This window comes from Acidovorax sp. MR-S7 (assembly GCF_000400995.2).
Classification (GTDB): Bacteria; Pseudomonadota; Gammaproteobacteria; order Burkholderiales; family Burkholderiaceae_C; genus MR-S7.
On the sequence record NZ_DF238913.1, the window covers coordinates 97,490 to 112,916 of the forward strand.

Sequence of the window (15,427 nt, forward strand, 5' to 3'; positions counted from 1 at the left end):
GCTGAATAAGTCGCCCTAACGCTTGGCTTGTTGCAACTTGGCGAACGCGGACGCCATGGCCGACTGCGGCGCCGGCTCGCTGCCGCGGCGCTGCGGCTGGGCATACCCGCGCCCTGCCCCTTCGAAGCGGTTCTCGCGCGGGCCGTCGCGGCGGGCAGGCGCGGCGTCCAGCTTCATGGTCAGGCTGATGCGCCCACGTGCAACGTCCACCTCCAGCACCTTCACCTTCACGATGTCGCCGGTCTTGACCACCTCGCGCGCATCGTTCACGAACTTGTGCGCGAGCTGGCTCACGTGCACCAGCCCGTCCTGGTGCACACCCAGGTCCACGAAGGCGCCGAACTGGGCCACGTTGCTCACCGTGCCCTCCAGCACCATGCCTTCCTTGAGGTCGGAGATTTCCTCCACGCCCTCGTTGAAGCGCGCCACCTTGAAGTCCGGGCGCGGGTCGCGGCCGGGCTTTTCCAGCTCGGACAGGATGTCCTTCACGGTGATGGCGCCGAACCGGTCACTCGTGAACAGCTCGGGCTTGAGGGCCTTGAGCATGTCGGCGCGGCCCATCAGCTCGGCCACGGGCTTGCCGGTCTTCTCGATGATGCGCTCCACCACCGGATACGTCTCGGGGTGCACGCCGGTCATGTCCAGCGGGTTGTCGCCGCCGCGAATGCGCAAGAAGCCCGCCGACTGCTCGAAGGTCTTGGCGCCCAGGCCGCTCACCTCCATGAGCTGCCGGCGGCTCTTGAACGCGCCGTGGGCCTCGCGCCAGCGCACCACGGCCTTGGCAACGCTGCCCGAGAGGCCCGACACGCGCGAGAGCAGCGGCGCGCTGGCGGTGTTCAAGTCCACGCCCACGGAGTTCACGCAGTCCTCGACCACGGCATCGAGCGTGCGCGCCAGCTCGCTCTGGTTCACGTCGTGCTGGTACTGGCCCACGCCGATGCTCTTGGGCTCGATCTTCACCAGCTCGGCCAGCGGGTCCTGCAGCCGCCGCGCGATGCTGGCGGCGCCGCGCAGGCTCACGTCCACGTCGGGCATCTCCTGCGATGCGTATTCGCTGGCGCTGTAGACCGAGGCGCCGGCCTCGCTCACCACTACCTTTTCGATAGCTGCTAGCGCTTGTCCAGCAAGCGCTGGAGCCTGTTTTTGCATCAATTTGATGAGCTCGGCGGCGAGCTTGTCCGTCTCGCGGCTGGCCGTGCCGTTGCCGATGGCGATGAGCTGCACGCCGTGTTTCATGCACAGGCGCCCCAGCGTGGCCAGGCTGCCGTCCCAGTCGCGGCGTGGCTCGTGCGGGTAGACCGTGGCCGTCTCCACCAGCTTGCCCGTGGCATCGCACACCGCGACCTTCACGCCGGTGCGGATGCCGGGGTCCAGCCCCATCACCGCGCGCGGGCCGGCGGGTGCGGCCAGCAGCAGGTCGCGCAGGTTGTCGGCGAAGACCTTGATGGCCACCTTCTCGGCCTCCTCGCGCAGGCGAGAGAACAGGTCGCGCTCGGTGGACAGGGACAGCTTCACGCGCCACGTCCACGCCACGCATTTGCGGATCAGGTCGTCGCTCTTGCGGCCCGCGTGACTCCAGCCCAGGTGCAGGGCGATCTTGCCTTCGGCGAGGCTCGGCTGGCCCGGTTCGGGCTCGACGGGAAGCACCAGCTTGGCTTCGAGGATTTCCAGCGCACGGCCGCGGAACACCGCCAGCGCCCGGTGCGAGGGCACGCGGCCGATGGGCTCGTCGTAGTCGAAATAGTCGCGGAACTTGGCAACCTCGGGATCGTTCTCGTTCTTGCCATCCACCTTCTTGGAGCGCAAGAGCCCCTCGGCCCAGAGCCATTCGCGCAGCGACTGCACGAGAGGCGCGTCCTCGGCCCAGCGCTCGGAGAGGATGTCGCGCACGCCGTCCAGCACCGCGAAGGTGGTCGAGAAATCAGGGCCGGGCTTGCCGTCGTCGAGCAGGGTCGCGGGCTGGCAGAACGCCTGGGCTTCCGCGTGCGGGTCGAGCGTGGGATCGGCGAACAGCTTGTCGGCCAGCGGCTCGATGCCGAATTCGCGGGCGATCTGGCCCTTGGTGCGGCGCTTCTGCTTGAAGGGCAGGTAGATGTCCTCCAGCTCCTGCTTGGTCGGCGCGGCGGCGATCTGCGCGCGCAGGGCATCGGTCAGCTTGCCCTGCTCGTCAATGGCCTTGAGCACGGCGGCGCGGCGGTCTTCCAGCTCGCGCAGGTAGGACAGGCGCGCCTCCAGCTCGCGCAGCTGCACGTCGTCCAGGCCGCCCGTGGCCTCCTTGCGGTAGCGCGCGATGAAGGGCACGGTGGCCCCGCCGTCCAGCAGCTCCACGGCTGCACGGACCTGGGTTTCGGTGATCTTGATTTCTGCGGCCAACTGCCGAACGATGTGCTGCATGTGCCTGGGGAAACGAAGTCTCGGGAAAACGCGAAGCGCGGGAGTTTGCCACAGGGCTTCTCCCTAGAATCGGCGGTTCCCATGTCCGCCCTGCCCTTCCCCCTCCGCACCGAATGCCCGCCCGGCGCCTGCGTCTGCGAGCGCGAGGCGCTCATGCAGGCGCCCGGAGGCGACGTGCGCATCCTGCGCCTGACGCGCGAGGAAGAGAAACGCCTGGTGCAGCGGCTGGAGAACCTAGCCAGCCTGGAAGACCTGCGCCGCATGGAACAGCGCTTGTTCGAGCAGCTCGGCGTGCGCCTGACCATCGGCACCAGCCCCAACGAGGTGCGCAGCCTGCGCGGCATCACCATCCTCGTGCACGAGCAGCCGGGCCTGTGCCGCAAGACGCGCCAGGCCATCCCCGCCGCCATCCGCAGGAGCATGGAGCAGCGCCCGCAGATCGCCTGGGACCTGCTCGACGAAGGCGGGCTGTTCGAGGGCCTGTAGGTGCAAGACGACCTGTTCGGCGGCCCGCCGCCACCCCCACCGCCGCCCGAAAAGACCCCGGAGCGCCGCACCGGCGTGCATCCCGCCGCCTGGGGCGACGATCTGCGCGCACTCGCGGCGCGGCTGCCGCCCCTGCTCCGCCTGGGCACCTCGTCGTGGAGCTACCCCGGCTGGCAGGGCCTGGTGTGGGAAGGCGCGCATTCCGAGCAGACGCTGGCCAAGAAGGGCCTGTGCGTCTATGCCCAGCACCCGCTGTTTCGCACCGTGAGCATCGACCGCAGCTTCTATCGCCCGCTCACGGCGAGCGACTACGCGCGCTATGCCGCGCAGGTGCCGGGCCACTTCCGATTCGTCGTCAAGGCGCCGAGCCTGGTGACCGACGCGCTCGTGCGCAGCGAGGACGGGCGCGGGCGCGAGCCCAACCCCGCATTCCTGAACCCGCAGCTCGCCGCGCAGGAGTTCGTCCTGCCCGCGCTCGAAGGGCTGGATGCGCTCACCGGCGCGCTGGTGTTCCAGCTGAGCCCGCTGCCGTGGACGATGCTGGACCGCCTGCCCCAGGTGCTGGAGCGCCTGCGCGCCATGCTGCAGGCGCAGCCGCCACTGAACCCACCCGATGCGGTGCTGGCAGTGGAGGTGCGCGACCCCGAATGGCTCGCGCCCGAGCATCTGCCCCATTTCGCCGACGTGCTCAAGAGTACCGGCGCCACCTATTGCCTGGGCATGCACGCACGCATGCCGCCGCTGGCCGACCAGCTGCCTCTGCTGCGCATGCTCTGGCCCGGCCCGCTCGTGTGCCGCTGGAACCTGCACCCGGTGCACGGCCCGCACGGGTACGAGGATGCGCAAAAGCTCTACGCCCCCTACGACCGCATCCACCACCCCGCGCCCGACGAGCACGCGCTGCTCGCGCGCACGCTGGCCGGTATCTGCGGGCGGGGCCAGAACGCCTTCGTGACCACCAGCAACCACGCCGAAGGCTGCGCGCCGCTCACGATCCATACGCTGGCGGAGCACATGGCGCAGCTATCGAAATAATAGCTGTCTGCGCTTTCTGGCTGGTAGTTTCACATGGCTACCCATCGCAAACCCTTTGCAGTAAAGCGCAGCCAGCTCTCTTTTTTGAATATCAGCCCCGTGTGGACGGCGCGGCGCCGCACGACGCGCCCAGAATCAGATCCGACTGGATGACCACCGTCTGCGGGTGCGCAGGCGCCAGCTTCTCGATGCGCTGCAGGATCAGTTGCACCGTGGCACTGGCGCTCTGGTGGAAGTTGTAGCGCAGTGCGGTGACGGGCGGATACATCAGCTCCAGCGTCTCCAGCGTGCCGATGCCGACCACGGACATGTCGCGCGGGATGTCCATGCCCGATTCGCGCACCACGTGCACGGCGCCCGACAGCAACTGGGTGCCGACCGCGATGATGGCCGTGGGAGGCGCGTCGAGCCGCAGCATGCGCTGCATGGGCTCGCGCGACGAATCCAGCCACGATTCGGACAGGTGCACCAGGCGCTCGTCGAACGCCAGCCCCGCCGCCTCCAGCGCAGCCCGGTAGCCGCGCACCTTCTCGCGGCCCGGGCGCAGCCGCGGCCCCGAGGCGAACAGCGCCACGCGGCGGTGCCCCAGGGCCAGCAGGTATTCCATCACCTTGAACATGCCCTGGCAGTGGTCCACCAGCACGCTGTCGAAGCCGGGCCCCAGGTCACGGTCGACGATCACCGTGGGCAGGCGCGTCTTGCCGAAGGGCGATGCCTCCGGGTCATCGTATTCGCTCGAAGGCGAGGCGATGATGCCCTCCAGCCGCCGGTTCTCGAAGAAGGCGACCAGCTCCTTGTCGCGCGCCGGCCGCTCCGAGCTGCCGATGAACAGCGAATAGCCCGCGCCCTGCGCCAGCTTCTCCACCTCGGACAGGTGGATCGCCAGGAACGGATTGGCGATGTTGGGCAGCAGGTAGCCGATGGTGCGGCTGTGCCCCGTGCGCAGGTGGCGGGCGGTGAAGTCCGGCTCGTAGCCCAGCCGGGCGATGGCCTGCTGCACGCGCTGGCGCACGGCCTGGCTCGCATAGCCGCTGCCGTTGAGCACGCGGGAGACGGTGCCGATGGACACCTCCGCCGCCGCGGCGACATCTCTGATCGATACCCGTTCAGTCATGGTTTACGCGGATGAAAACGTTCCACAGGATTGCCGTTCCAGCATTGCATTCATAGGATGCATTGTATGAAAACGCTTTCACAAAACACCATGACGCGAGACAACCTGCCCCCCTATCGGCGACGCGCCGTGCTCAAAACCCTGGCGGCTCTGGCCCTGCCGGCTGGCCTGCCGGCGCACGCAGCGCAGTGGCCCGAGCGCAGCATCACCTTCGTGCAGCCCTATGCGCCGGGAACGGCGACCGATGCATCCTCGCGCTACATCGCCCAGCAGCTCTCCGAGCGCTGGAAGGTGCCCACGGTGATGGAACACAAGGTGGGCGCCAACAGCATCATCGGCACCGAGTACGTGGCCCGCGCCGCGCCCGACGGCTACACCTTCCTCATCACCTCCACCGGCTTCTTCACCAACGAAGCCATGGTGTCCAGGCTGCCCTACCACCCGCTCGACAGCTTCGTGCCCGTGGCCAAGGTGGGCGGCGTGCAGCTGCTGCTGTGCGTGCCCGCCAATTCGCGGTTCCACGGCGTGAAGGAGCTGGTGGAATTCGCCAGGGCCAACCCCGGCAAGCTGACCTATGCCTCCGGCGGCAACGGCAGCTCGCAGCACCTGTCCGGCGCGCAGCTGGGCACCCTGTCGAACACGCAGCTGATGCACGTGCCCTACAAGGCGCAGGTGCCGGCGGCGGTGGCCACGGCCTCCGGCGAGGTGGACTTCTCCTTCATCGCCATCGCCACGGCCAAGCCCCTGCTGGCGGCCGACAAGATCCGCGTGCTGGCCGTCAGCGGATCCAGCCGGTCCGCGTCGTTCCCCGACGTGCCCACCGTGGCCGAGGCCGGCGTGCCGGACTTCGAGTGGGTGGCCAGCACCTTCTTCCTCGCGCCCGCGAACACCCCGCGCGACATCGTGCGCAAGCTCTCCGGCGCGCTGGGCGAGGAGGCCCGCAGCGACGGCTACCGCGAGTTCACCAAAGGCATAGGCATGGATGCCGATTTCATGGGCGAGGCCGAATGGGGCCGCACCATCGCGGCGGAGCGGCAGCGCTACCTGCAGGTCGTTCGCGCCAGCGGCGCCAAGGCGGAGTGAAGGACATGCAGCTGATCGACCTGTTCGACCGCGGTGCCACCTATGGCGCCCACCATCCCTGCCTGATCGAGCCCGGAGGCCGCACCTTGAGCTACGCGCAGGTGCAGGACATGTCGCACCGCATCGCCAACGGCCTGCAGGCCAGCGGGGTGGCGCAGGGCAGCAAGGTCGGCCTGCTCAGCGCCAACCACGTGCTGACGTTCGCCGCCATCCTGGGCATCGTGCGCTCCAGCGGCATCTGGCTGCCCGTGAACGCGCGCAATGCACCGGAGGAGAACGCAAACATCCTGGTGCGCGGCGGCTGCGAATTTCTCTTCGTGCACAGCCAGTTCGCGGCGCAGCTGCCGCTGCTGCGCGAAGCCATGCCGGAGCTCAAGGGCATCGTCTGCATCGACGCCGACCTGCCGGACGTGCCCGGCCTGCAGGCCTGGGCGGACGCGCAGTCCGCCGAGCCCTGCCGCAGCGGCGACCAGACCGACGACGTCGTCGCCATCCGTGGCACGGGGGGCACCACGGGCCTGCCCAAGGGCGTGCTGATCAGCCACCGCAACTACCTGGCGATGTATGCCAACTGGTACGCCGCCATGCCGGTGCAGGAGCGGCCCGTGCACCTGGTGGTGGCACCACTCACGCACGCGGCGGGCTCGCTGTGCTTCGCCACCTGCGGCTACGGGGGGGCGAACGTCATCCTGCCGAGCGCCGAGCCCGCAGCCATCATCGAGGCGATCGGGCGCTACCGGGTCACCCAGGTCTTCCTGCCGCCCACGGTGATCTACAAGCTGCTCGCGCACCCGGACGTGCGCCGGGGCGACTACCGCTCGCTGCGCTATTTCGTCTATTCGGCCGCTCCGATGTCGGTGGACAAGCTGCGCGAGGCGCTGGAGGTGTTCGGCCCGGTCATGGTGCAGGCCTACGGCCAGGCGGAGGCGCCCTTCGTCTGCACCGTCATGACCGCGGACGACCATGCGCGCACCCTCGCCGACCCGGCCCTGGCGCACCGACTGTCCAGTTGCGGGCGCGCCTCGCCCTTCGTGCGCGTGGGTGTCATGGATGCCGAGGGCCGGCTGCTGCCGCCCGGCGAGCGGGGAGAGCTCGTCGTGCAGGGCGACCTCGTCATGAAGGGCTACTACCAGGACCCGGAAAAGACCGCCGAGACCCTGCGCTACGGCTGGCTGCACACAGGCGACGTGGGCTATTGCGACGAAGACGGCTACTTCTACATCGTCGACCGCATGAAGGACCTGATCGTCTCCGGCGGCTTCAACATCTCGCCGAGCGAGGTCGAACAGGTGCTGTGGGCGCACCCGGCCGTCAACGACTGCGCGGTGGTCGGCGTGCCCGACAGCCACTGGGGCGAGGCCGTGAAGGCCGTGGTCGAGCTCAAGCCCGGCGTGCCGTGGGACGAGCGCGCCGCCCTCGCCTACTGCCGCGACCGCCTGGGTAGCATGAAGGCGCCGAAGTCCATCGAGGTGTGGCCGCAGCTGCCGCGCAGCACGGTGGGCAAGGTGCTGAAGCGGGAGATCCGCGAGCGCTACTGGGCAGGACACAGCCGGCGCGTCTGAGCGCAGGCCCCAAAAGGAGACATCCATGGCAGACCGACTCCAAGGCAAGACGGCACTGGTGCTGGGCGCAGGCTGCATCGGCGAAGGCTGGGGCAACGGCAATGCGGCCGCCGTCACCTTCGCGCGCGAAGGCGCCCGCGTGGTGTGCGCCGACATCGAGGAGGAATCCGCCGCGCACACCGCGGAGCTGGTGCGCCGCGAAGGAGGCCAGGCGGTGCACGTGCGCGCCGACGTCGCCAGCTTCGGGCAGCTGGAGCATGCGGTGGCGCTGGCGCTCGGGACCTACGGGCGCATCGACGTACTGCACAACAACGCCGGCATCAGCGTGCGCGGAGGCGCGCCGGACTCCAGCGAGGAGAGCTGGGACCGCGTCTATGCCGTCAACGCCCGGGGCGCCTTCCTCGCGTGCAAGGCGGTGATCCCGCACATGCAGCGCCAGGGCAGCGGCGCCATCGTCCATGTCTCCTCCATCGCCGCCGTCGGCTGGACGGGGCATGCCATGCTGTCCTACCAATCGTCGAAGGCCGCGCTGAACCAGCTCACGCGCATGGTCGCGGTGCAGCACGCGGCCGAGGGCATCCGCTGCAACTGCATCATGCCGGGCCTGATCGACTCCCCGCGCATCTACCAGACCATCCTGCCGGTGTTCGGCGGCGACGTGGAGAAGATGCGCGCCTCGCGCTCGCAGGCGGTGCCGATGAAGCGCATGGGCGACGTCTGGGACATCGCCAACGCGGCGCTGTTCTTCGCCTCGGACGAATCCCGATACGTCACCGGCGTGGTGATGCCCGTCGATGGCGGCATCACCTGCGCCCTGCCGCACTGAGGCAGCGCACCCCTGAAGGAGACTCCCATGCAATGGACGACGCTCGTCGCTGCCATCGGCCTGTGCGTTGCGCAGGGCGCCAGCGCCCAGACCTGGCCCGACAAACCGATCAAGATGATCATTCACTTGGCCGCCGGCGGCGCCACCGACAAGGCCGCGCGCCTGCTGGCCCAGCGGCTGGGAACCGCGCTGGGCCACCAGGTCGTCGCGGAAAACATCACCGGTGCCTCGGGCGCCATCGCGCTGCAGCGGCTGGCGCAGGCCGAGCCCGACGGCTACACGCTGGGTGCCACGGCCAACAGCCTGCACACCATCGCGCCGCACATGGGCAAGCTGCCGTACGACGCCCTGAACGCCTTCAGCTTCATCGGCATCTACGCCGCCTTCGACTACGTGCTGATCACCGCGCCCGACGCGCCGTACAAAAGCGCCGCGGAACTGGTCGAGCGCGCCCGCAGGAACCCCGGCACGGTGTCCTACGGGTCTTCCGGCGTAGGCACGGGCAACCACCTGGCGGCCGCGCTGTTCGGCCAGCTCGCCCAGGCCGACCTCAACGGCATTCCCTACCGCGGGGGCAGCCCGGCGATTCTGGACGTGATGGCGGGCCGCACGGACTTCATGTTCGACGTGGTGGGAGGCGCCATCGCGCAGGTCGAAGGGGGCAAGGTCAAGGCCCTCGGTGTCAGCGGCACCAGGCGCCACGCGCTACTGCCCGGCGTTCCGCCCATCGCGGACACCGTGCCGGGCTACGAATCGGGAGGCTGGTTCGCGCTGATCGGGCCGGCCCACCTGCCGCCAGCGATCGTGCAGCGCCTGAACACGGAGCTCAACCGCATCCAGGCATCGCCCGACTTCCGCGAGCAGCTCGCCGCGCTTGGCTACGAACCCCTGCCAGGCACGCCCGCCGATCTGCAAGCGCGCCTGAAAGCCGAAACGGCCAAGTGGGGCGAAGTGATCGGCAAACTGCCCTGCGCCGCGGTGCCCGAGCGCTGCGCCGCGTCCCGGTGAACGCCATGGGTTTCCATCACCCCGCCTTCATCGCCGGTGCCTTCGAGCACCCCACGCGCCATGCGCCGGACAAGTCGGTGGCCCAGCTGCATGCCGAATGCGCCCACGGCGCGCTGGCCGACGCGGGCCTGTCCCTGGACGACGTGGACGGCTACTTCTGCGCCGCCGATGCGCCGGGCGGCATCCCCGCGCTGATGGCCGACTACATGAACCTGCGCCTGCGGCACATCGACGGCACCGAGTCCGGCGGCTGCTCGTACATCGCCCACGTGGGCCACGCCGCCACCGCGATCGCGCAGGGCCGGTGCTCCGTCGCGCTCGTCACCCTGGCCGGCAAGCCGCGCAGCAGCGGCCAGGCCACGGGCACCGAAATCCGCCAGATTCCCCCGGAGCGCCCCGCCGCCCCCTTCGAGCAACCCTACGCGTGGACGGTCGCCGGCATGTACGGCATGCTGGCCCGCCGGCACATGCACGAATACGGCACGACGATGGAGCAGCTGGCGTGGGTCAAGGTCGCCGCATCGCACCATGCCCAGCACAACCCCCATGCGCTGCTGCGAACGGTGTACACCACGGACGACGTGCTCGCCTCTCCCCTGGTGGCCGATCCGCTGCGTCGGCTGGACTGCTGCGTGATCACCGATGGTGGGGGCGCGCTGGTGCTGGTCCACCCGTCCATCGCGCGGTCGCTGAAGCGGCCGCTGGTCGGTGTGCGCGGGTTCGCGGAAACCATCCGCACCAACGAGGCCGGGCGCCTGGACCTGCTGCAGACCGGCGCCGCGGTCACCGGGCCGCGTGCGTTCGCAGAGGCCGGCCTCGCGCCCGCCGACGTGAAGTACGCCTCGGTCTACGACAACTTCACGATCATGGTGGCGCTGCAGCTCGAAGACCTGGGCTTTTGCGCCAAGGGCGAAGGCGGGCGCTTCGTGGCCGACGGCAACCTCATCTCGGGCGTGGGCAAGCTGCCCTGGAACACCGACGGCGGGGGCATGTGCAACAACCACCCGCAGAACCGTGGCGGCATCACCAAGGTCATCGAGGCCGTGCGCCAGCTGCGCGGGGAAGCCCATCCCGCCGTGGAGGTCCCAGGCTGCGACATCGCCCTGGCGAGCGGCCCGGGCCTCGTCATGGGCGCGGGCCACGCCCACGCCACCGTCCTGCTGGAGCGCCTGCCATGAACGATGCCCACGCCCTGGCCGGCGACCCCTACGTCGCCGCCTTCCCCGAAAACCGGCCCTTCTGGGAGGCTGCCGAACAGGGCAGGCTCCTGCTGCCGCACTGTGCAAGCTGCGGCCAGTTCCATTGGCACCCGCGCCCACGCTGCCCCTATTGCCGCTCGGATGCCGTCCGCTGGAAGCAGGCCGGCGGCGAGGGGGTGCTCCACACCTACACCGTCATCCGGCGCCCCGGTGCCTGCTACGTGCTGGCCTACGTGCAGGTGACAGAGGGCCCCTTGCTGATGACCAACATCGTCGATGCGGACCCGGAGCATCTACACATCGGAATGGTGCTGCGCTGCGGTTTCCGCGCGACCGCCGAGGGCCGGCACGCGCCGGTATTCCGGCCCGCATGAATCACAACGAAGGAGACGACCGATGACACCCTTTACACGCCGCCGCCTGCTGCAGGCCCTTGCCGCAGCTGCCGGCACCGGGCCTTTTCACGCCCGCGCGCAAGCCGCCTACCCCTCCAAGCCCGTGCGGCTGATCGTGCCCGCCGCGGCGGGCGGCGCCACCGACATCGTCGGCCGCCTGGTCGCCCACCAGGCCAGCCTGGCCTGGCCGCAGCCCATGGTGGTCGAGAACGTCGCGGGCGGCGGCGGCGTCATCGGCACGCAGGTGGTCGCCCGCGCGGGCGGCGACGGGCACACCCTGCTCATGGGCGCCATCAACCACACCATCAACGCCAGCCTGGTCGGCAAGCTGCCCTACGACAGCGTGAAGGACTTCACCTTCATCGCGCACCTGGTGTCCATTCCCAACGTGCTCGTCGTGCATCCATCGCTCCCGGTGAAGACCCTGGCGGAGTTCATCCAGTACGCGCGCAGCAACGACACGCTGGTGTTCGCGTCCTCCGGCAACGGCACGTCGCAGCACCTCTCCGCCGAGATGTTCCGCATGGAGACCGGCGTCAAGTACCAGCACGTCCCCTACAAAGGCGCCGCGCCCGCCACCAACGACCTGCTGGGCGGCCATGTGCACCTGATGTTCGACAACCTGCCCGCCGCGGCCCCCAACATCCGGGCAGGCAAGCTCCGTGCGCTGGCCGTCACCAGCGCCAAGCGCAACCCGGCCTTTCCGGACCTGCCCGCCATCTCGGAAACCGTGCCCGGCTTCGATGTGCGCTCCTGGTTCGGCCTCATGGGCCCCGCGGGCCTGCCCAGGCCGGTCGTCGACAAGCTGCATGCCGAGATGGCGAGGATCTTCGCGCAGCCGGACGTGCTGCGGCGCATCGCCGATATGGGTGCCGAGGCCCAGGTGACCGATCCTGCCGCCTTCACCGCCTATGTGCACCAGGAGATCGAGCGCTGGGCGAAGGTGGTCAAGGCGTCGGGCGCGACAGTGCAGTAGGCGGCATTGCCAGGCGCGCAGGAAGATCAGTCCTGCCGCTTCACCCGCAGCGAACTGCACACCCCCGCCAGCACCGCGCACCCCGCAGCCACCAGCAGCGCCAGCGCCTCCGCGCTGCCGTCGTGCCCCGGCCGCAGAGCGAAGATCGCGGCGAGCACCACCGCGCCCAGTGTCTGCCCCGTGAGCCGCGCCGTGCCCAGCATGCCGCTGGCCGCGCCGCTCCTGTGCAGCGGGGCCGAGGTGACGATGGTGTGGTTGTTGGGCGACTGGAACAGCGCGAAGCCCGCGCCGCACAGGGCCATGCGCCACAGGACGTCCGCGTCCGCCGGCTGCGCTGGCAGCAGGCCCAGGGCCAGCAGGCCGGCCGCGAACACGGCCATGCCGATGCCGCCCAGCAGGCCGTCCGGGTAGCGGCCGATCAGCCGGCCCGCCAGCGGCGCCACCACCGCCGTGGCCAGGGGCCAGGCGGTGATGAGCAGGCCTGCCTGCAGGTGGCTGCGGCCGTAGGACTCCAGCAGCAGGAAGGGCAGCGAGAGAAAGCCCAGCATCTGCGCGCAGAACGCGCCCACGGACGAGGCCATGGACAGCGCGAACACGGGGATGCGCAGCAGGTCAACGGGAAAGAGCGGCGCCGCGCGCCCCCACTGCCGCCACAGGTGCACCGCCCCCACCGCCAGGCCGGCGCACAGCAGCAGCCAGCCCGATGCCCCGCCGCCCTGCCCTGCGGCGCGCACGCCCAGCTGGGCGCCGCCGAGGAACAGCAGGGCGAACATGGCGCCGTTGAGCAGCACGTCCAGCGCGGAAAAGCGCGGCGCCGGGCGCTGCGCCGCCGGGTTGTCGGGCAGCGCCCGGCGGGCGAGCCACCAGGCCAGCAGGCCCAGCGGCAGGTTCATGGCGAACAGCCAGGGCCACGACGCCACCGACAGGATGGCCGCCGCCACCGACGGCCCCGCCATGGATGCGGTGGCCACCACCAGCGAATTGACGGCCATGCCCTGCCCGAGCTGGGCCCGGGGGTAGATGAGCCGCACCAGGGCCGCGTTCACCGCCATCACGCCAGAGGCGCCCAGCCCCTGCAGCGCGCGCGCCGCGACCAGCGCAGGCATGCTGGCCGCCAGCATCGCCCCCACGGAGGCCAGCGCGAAGAGCAGCATGCCCGCCAGGTAGACGCGCCGGTAGCCCAGGCGCTCGCCCAGCGCGGCCAGCGGCAGCAGCGCCACCAGGGTGGCGATCTGGTAGGCGTTGACCACCCACACGCTCTGGGCGGCGCCGGAGCGCAGCTGGCGCGCGATGTCGGGCAGCGCCAGGTTGACGATGCTGCTGTCGAGCACCGCCAGCGTGAGCCCCAGGATGATGACCAGCATCGCCTGCCGGCGCGCTGGCTGCGGCAGGCCGTCGGCCAGGGGCGGCGCACTCACGGTTGGCGCCCCTGGGCCGTGTCCTTCGCGGTGCCTCGCGCGATGCGCTGCGTGCCCACCGGGCCCAGCGTGATCCAGGTGAGCGCCACGCCCGCCAGCGCCCCCGTGGCCATGCCCACCACCATGGGCAGGGGCGCGTCGGTGGCGAACAGGCCCACCGCCGCCATGGCGAGGGTGCCGATCAGCATCTGCAGCGTGCCCATGAGGGCGGACGCCGTGCCCGCGATGGCGCCGTGCTCCTCCAGCGCCAGCACGGAGGTTGTGGGAATCACCAGCCCCATCAGCGCGCTGGCGATGAAGTAGAGCACCAGCAGCACGGCCAGCCGGTCGCCGCCCAGCAGGTAGTGCGCCAGCAGGGCCAGCATGACCATGCCCGCGCCGCTGGCGGCCGTCTTCACCACGGCCACCATGCCGTAGCGCCGCCCCAGCCGCGCCGTGAACTGCGCGCTGGCGAAGAAGGCCGCCGCGTTGACCGAAAACGCCGCGCTGTACTGCACGGGCGACAGCCCGTAGTGGTTGATCAGCACGAAGGGCGAGCCCGCCAGGTAGACGAAGAAGCCGGCCATGGAGCAGCCGCCGATGCCCACCAGCCCCAGGTAGTGCCAGTCGCGCAGCAGCGTGCCGTAGGAGGATGCCGCGCTGCCCAGGGAGCTTTCCACGCGCTGGGCGGCCGGCCGCGTCTCGTGCAGCGCCCGCTGCACCAGCACCAGCCCGGCCAGCGCCGCCACGGCCACCACCCAGAACACGCCGCGCCAGCCGGTCAGCGCGATCACGCCGCTGCCGGCCAGCGGCGCCAGCAGGGGCGACACGCTGAACACCAGCATCAGCAGCGACATGAGCCGCGCCGCCTCGGTGCCCGTGTGCAGGTCCCGCACCACGGCGCGCGGGATCACCATGCCCGCCGCCGCGCCCAGCCCCTGCACGAAGCGCAGCAGCACCAGCGTGTGCACGTCGGTCGCCAGCGCGCAGCCCACACTGGCCAGGGTGAACAGGCCCAGCCCGAAGAACAGCGGCGGCCTGCGCCCCACCATGTCCGACACCGGCCCGTAGACCAGCTGGCCCACGCCCAGCGCGAGGAAGAAGGCCGTCAGGCTCCACTGCACCGCCCCCACGTCGGCCCGCAGCGACGCGCCGATGGCCGGCAGCGCCGGCAGGTACATGTCGATGGCGAAGGGGCCGATGGCCGAAAGCAGCCCCAGGATCAGGGCCATGCGGAAGAAGGGGGAAAAAGGCATTCGGCAGATTGTCGCCACATCGGCCGCCCTTCGGCGCCGTGCAGGACAATGCCGCCAGACCCTTGCAAGGACATTCGCCATGCCATTGCCCGCCCTCTCCATGCCATGCCGCCGCTGGGCGGTTGTGCTGACAGCCGCCTTCGCCCTGCCCGCGGGCGCCGCAGGCAATGCCGCCGCGCCCGCGCAGCCCGCGCTGGGCCTGTCGGCCGACGGCACGCTGGTGGTCGACCACCGCGCACGCCTGGCCTGGCCGCGCTGCGTGGAGGGCATGCGCTGGAACGGCAGCACCTGCACGGGCATGGCCCAGCTCTTCACCTATGGCGAGGCGCAGGCGCGGGCCAAGGCGCTCGGCAAGGCCGACGGGGTGCGCTGGCGCCTGCCGCGCGTCAACGAGCTGCGCCGCCTGGTGGACCGCAGCGCCAGGCCGCCCACCATGGACGCCCGGCTCTTCCCCGCCGCGCCGCGCGACTGGCACTGGACGGGCACGGCCAGCGTGAACGCCGCCGCGGTCAACCCCTATGCCTACGGCAACGTGGTGCGCGGCGGCGAGGGGGAAAGCCAGCTGTCCGTGCAGCAGGGCTGGGCGGTGGACATGTCCACCGGCGAGGCACGCGGCGACGTGGGGCGGGCGACGCGCATGGCCGTGCGGCTGGTGCGGCCCGCGCCTTGAACGGGCATGAAAATGGGCTCCAGCGC

Annotated in this window: 14 protein-coding genes; 10 read left to right on the forward strand and 4 right to left on the reverse strand. The window is 70.4% G+C overall.

All coding sequences use genetic code 11. The features are described from left to right. Positions 1–15: 15 nt before the first annotated feature. Positions 16–2,394, reverse strand: a complete 2,379-nt coding sequence (locus tag AVS7_RS09230) for a Tex family protein (RefSeq protein WP_020228166.1) — start codon at positions 2,392–2,394, stop codon at positions 16–18. A gap of 81 nt (positions 2,395–2,475) precedes the next feature. Here AVS7_RS09230 and AVS7_RS09235 point away from each other — a divergent pair, with 81 nt between their 5' ends. Then, positions 2,476–2,880 (forward strand): hypothetical protein, encoded by a 405-nt coding sequence (locus AVS7_RS09235; protein ID WP_020228167.1) that lies wholly within the window; start codon positions 2,476–2,478, stop codon positions 2,878–2,880. Then, positions 2,881–3,915 (forward strand): DUF72 domain-containing protein, encoded by a 1,035-nt coding sequence (locus tag AVS7_RS09240; RefSeq protein WP_020228168.1) that lies wholly within the window; start codon positions 2,881–2,883, stop codon positions 3,913–3,915. 91 nt (positions 3,916–4,006) lie between these two features. Here AVS7_RS09240 and AVS7_RS09245 read toward each other — a convergent pair whose 3' ends face one another. Then, positions 4,007–5,029, reverse strand: coding sequence for a LacI family DNA-binding transcriptional regulator (locus tag AVS7_RS09245; protein WP_034690424.1), 1,023 nt, complete (start codon positions 5,027–5,029; stop codon positions 4,007–4,009). Between the two features lie 90 nt (positions 5,030–5,119). Here AVS7_RS09245 and AVS7_RS09250 point away from each other — a divergent pair, with 90 nt between their 5' ends. Genes AVS7_RS09250 through AVS7_RS09280 form a run of 7 tightly spaced genes read left to right on the forward strand, consistent with a single transcriptional unit; the run spans position 5,120 to position 12,078 of the window. Next, the gene (locus tag AVS7_RS09250; RefSeq protein WP_034690427.1) at positions 5,120–6,112 is read left to right on the forward strand and encodes a tripartite tricarboxylate transporter substrate binding protein; all 993 of its coding nucleotides are present in this window, start codon (positions 5,120–5,122) and stop codon (positions 6,110–6,112) included. A 5-nt stretch (positions 6,113–6,117) separates the two neighbouring features. Further along, positions 6,118–7,674, forward strand: a complete 1,557-nt coding sequence (locus AVS7_RS09255) for a class I adenylate-forming enzyme family protein (protein WP_034690469.1) — start codon at positions 6,118–6,120, stop codon at positions 7,672–7,674. A 25-nt stretch (positions 7,675–7,699) separates the two neighbouring features. Next, positions 7,700–8,500, forward strand: coding sequence for an SDR family NAD(P)-dependent oxidoreductase (locus tag AVS7_RS09260; protein WP_020228172.1), 801 nt, complete (start codon positions 7,700–7,702; stop codon positions 8,498–8,500). Between the two features lie 27 nt (positions 8,501–8,527). Then, positions 8,528–9,508: a tripartite tricarboxylate transporter substrate binding protein gene (locus tag AVS7_RS09265; RefSeq protein WP_020228173.1), complete on the forward strand. Its 981-nt coding sequence runs from the start codon at positions 8,528–8,530 to the stop codon at positions 9,506–9,508. A gap of 5 nt (positions 9,509–9,513) precedes the next feature. Beyond that, positions 9,514–10,686: a thiolase domain-containing protein gene (locus AVS7_RS09270; protein WP_024001238.1), complete on the forward strand. Its 1,173-nt coding sequence runs from the start codon at positions 9,514–9,516 to the stop codon at positions 10,684–10,686. Further along, the gene (locus tag AVS7_RS09275; RefSeq protein ID WP_020228175.1) at positions 10,683–11,081 is read left to right on the forward strand and encodes a Zn-ribbon domain-containing OB-fold protein; all 399 of its coding nucleotides are present in this window, start codon (positions 10,683–10,685) and stop codon (positions 11,079–11,081) included. Before AVS7_RS09270 ends, AVS7_RS09275 begins: the two co-directional genes overlap by 4 nt. A 22-nt stretch (positions 11,082–11,103) precedes the next feature. Next, positions 11,104–12,078, forward strand: a complete 975-nt coding sequence (locus AVS7_RS09280; RefSeq protein ID WP_020228176.1) for a tripartite tricarboxylate transporter substrate binding protein — start codon at positions 11,104–11,106, stop codon at positions 12,076–12,078. Between the two features lie 26 nt (positions 12,079–12,104). Here the strand turns inward: AVS7_RS09280 and AVS7_RS09285 are convergent, their stop codons facing one another. Together AVS7_RS09285 and AVS7_RS09290 are read right to left on the reverse strand one after the other, a co-directional pair. Next, entirely contained in the window at positions 12,105–13,442 is a 1,338-nt protein-coding gene (locus tag AVS7_RS09285) for an MFS transporter (protein WP_144425069.1), read from the reverse strand. 50 nt (positions 13,443–13,492) lie between these two features. Then, entirely contained in the window at positions 13,493–14,731 is a 1,239-nt protein-coding gene (locus AVS7_RS09290) for a multidrug effflux MFS transporter (RefSeq protein ID WP_020228178.1), read from the reverse strand. Between the two features lie 79 nt (positions 14,732–14,810). Between AVS7_RS09290 and AVS7_RS09295 the strand changes: the two genes are divergently transcribed. Further along, on the forward strand, positions 14,811–15,401 hold the full coding sequence (locus AVS7_RS09295; RefSeq protein WP_024001239.1) for a DUF1566 domain-containing protein: 591 nt from the start codon (positions 14,811–14,813) through the stop codon (positions 15,399–15,401). Positions 15,402–15,427 lie beyond the last annotated feature (26 nt).

Bases quoted from the DNA above. Each gene is read 5' to 3' on its own strand.
- AVS7_RS09230 (WP_020228166.1), bottom strand. From the start codon at position 2,394: ATGCAGCACATCGTTCGGCAGTTGGCCGCAGAAATCAAGATCACCGAA.
- AVS7_RS09235 (WP_020228167.1), top strand. From the start codon at position 2,476: ATGTCCGCCCTGCCCTTCCCCCTCCGCACCGAATGCCCGCCCGGCGCC.
- AVS7_RS09245 (WP_034690424.1), bottom strand. From the start codon at position 5,029: ATGACTGAACGGGTATCGATCAGAGATGTCGCCGCGGCGGCGGAGGTG.
- AVS7_RS09250 (WP_034690427.1), top strand. From the start codon at position 5,120: ATGACGCGAGACAACCTGCCCCCCTATCGGCGACGCGCCGTGCTCAAA.
- AVS7_RS09255 (WP_034690469.1), top strand. From the start codon at position 6,118: ATGCAGCTGATCGACCTGTTCGACCGCGGTGCCACCTATGGCGCCCAC.
- AVS7_RS09260 (WP_020228172.1), top strand. From the start codon at position 7,700: ATGGCAGACCGACTCCAAGGCAAGACGGCACTGGTGCTGGGCGCAGGC.
- AVS7_RS09265 (WP_020228173.1), top strand. From the start codon at position 8,528: ATGCAATGGACGACGCTCGTCGCTGCCATCGGCCTGTGCGTTGCGCAG.
- AVS7_RS09270 (WP_024001238.1), top strand. From the start codon at position 9,514: ATGGGTTTCCATCACCCCGCCTTCATCGCCGGTGCCTTCGAGCACCCC.
- AVS7_RS09275 (WP_020228175.1), top strand. From the start codon at position 10,683: ATGAACGATGCCCACGCCCTGGCCGGCGACCCCTACGTCGCCGCCTTC.
- AVS7_RS09280 (WP_020228176.1), top strand. From the start codon at position 11,104: ATGACACCCTTTACACGCCGCCGCCTGCTGCAGGCCCTTGCCGCAGCT.
- AVS7_RS09285 (WP_144425069.1), bottom strand. From the start codon at position 13,442: ATGCTGGTCATCATCCTGGGGCTCACGCTGGCGGTGCTCGACAGCAGC.
- AVS7_RS09290 (WP_020228178.1), bottom strand. From the start codon at position 14,731: ATGCCTTTTTCCCCCTTCTTCCGCATGGCCCTGATCCTGGGGCTGCTT.
- AVS7_RS09295 (WP_024001239.1), top strand. From the start codon at position 14,811: ATGCCATTGCCCGCCCTCTCCATGCCATGCCGCCGCTGGGCGGTTGTG.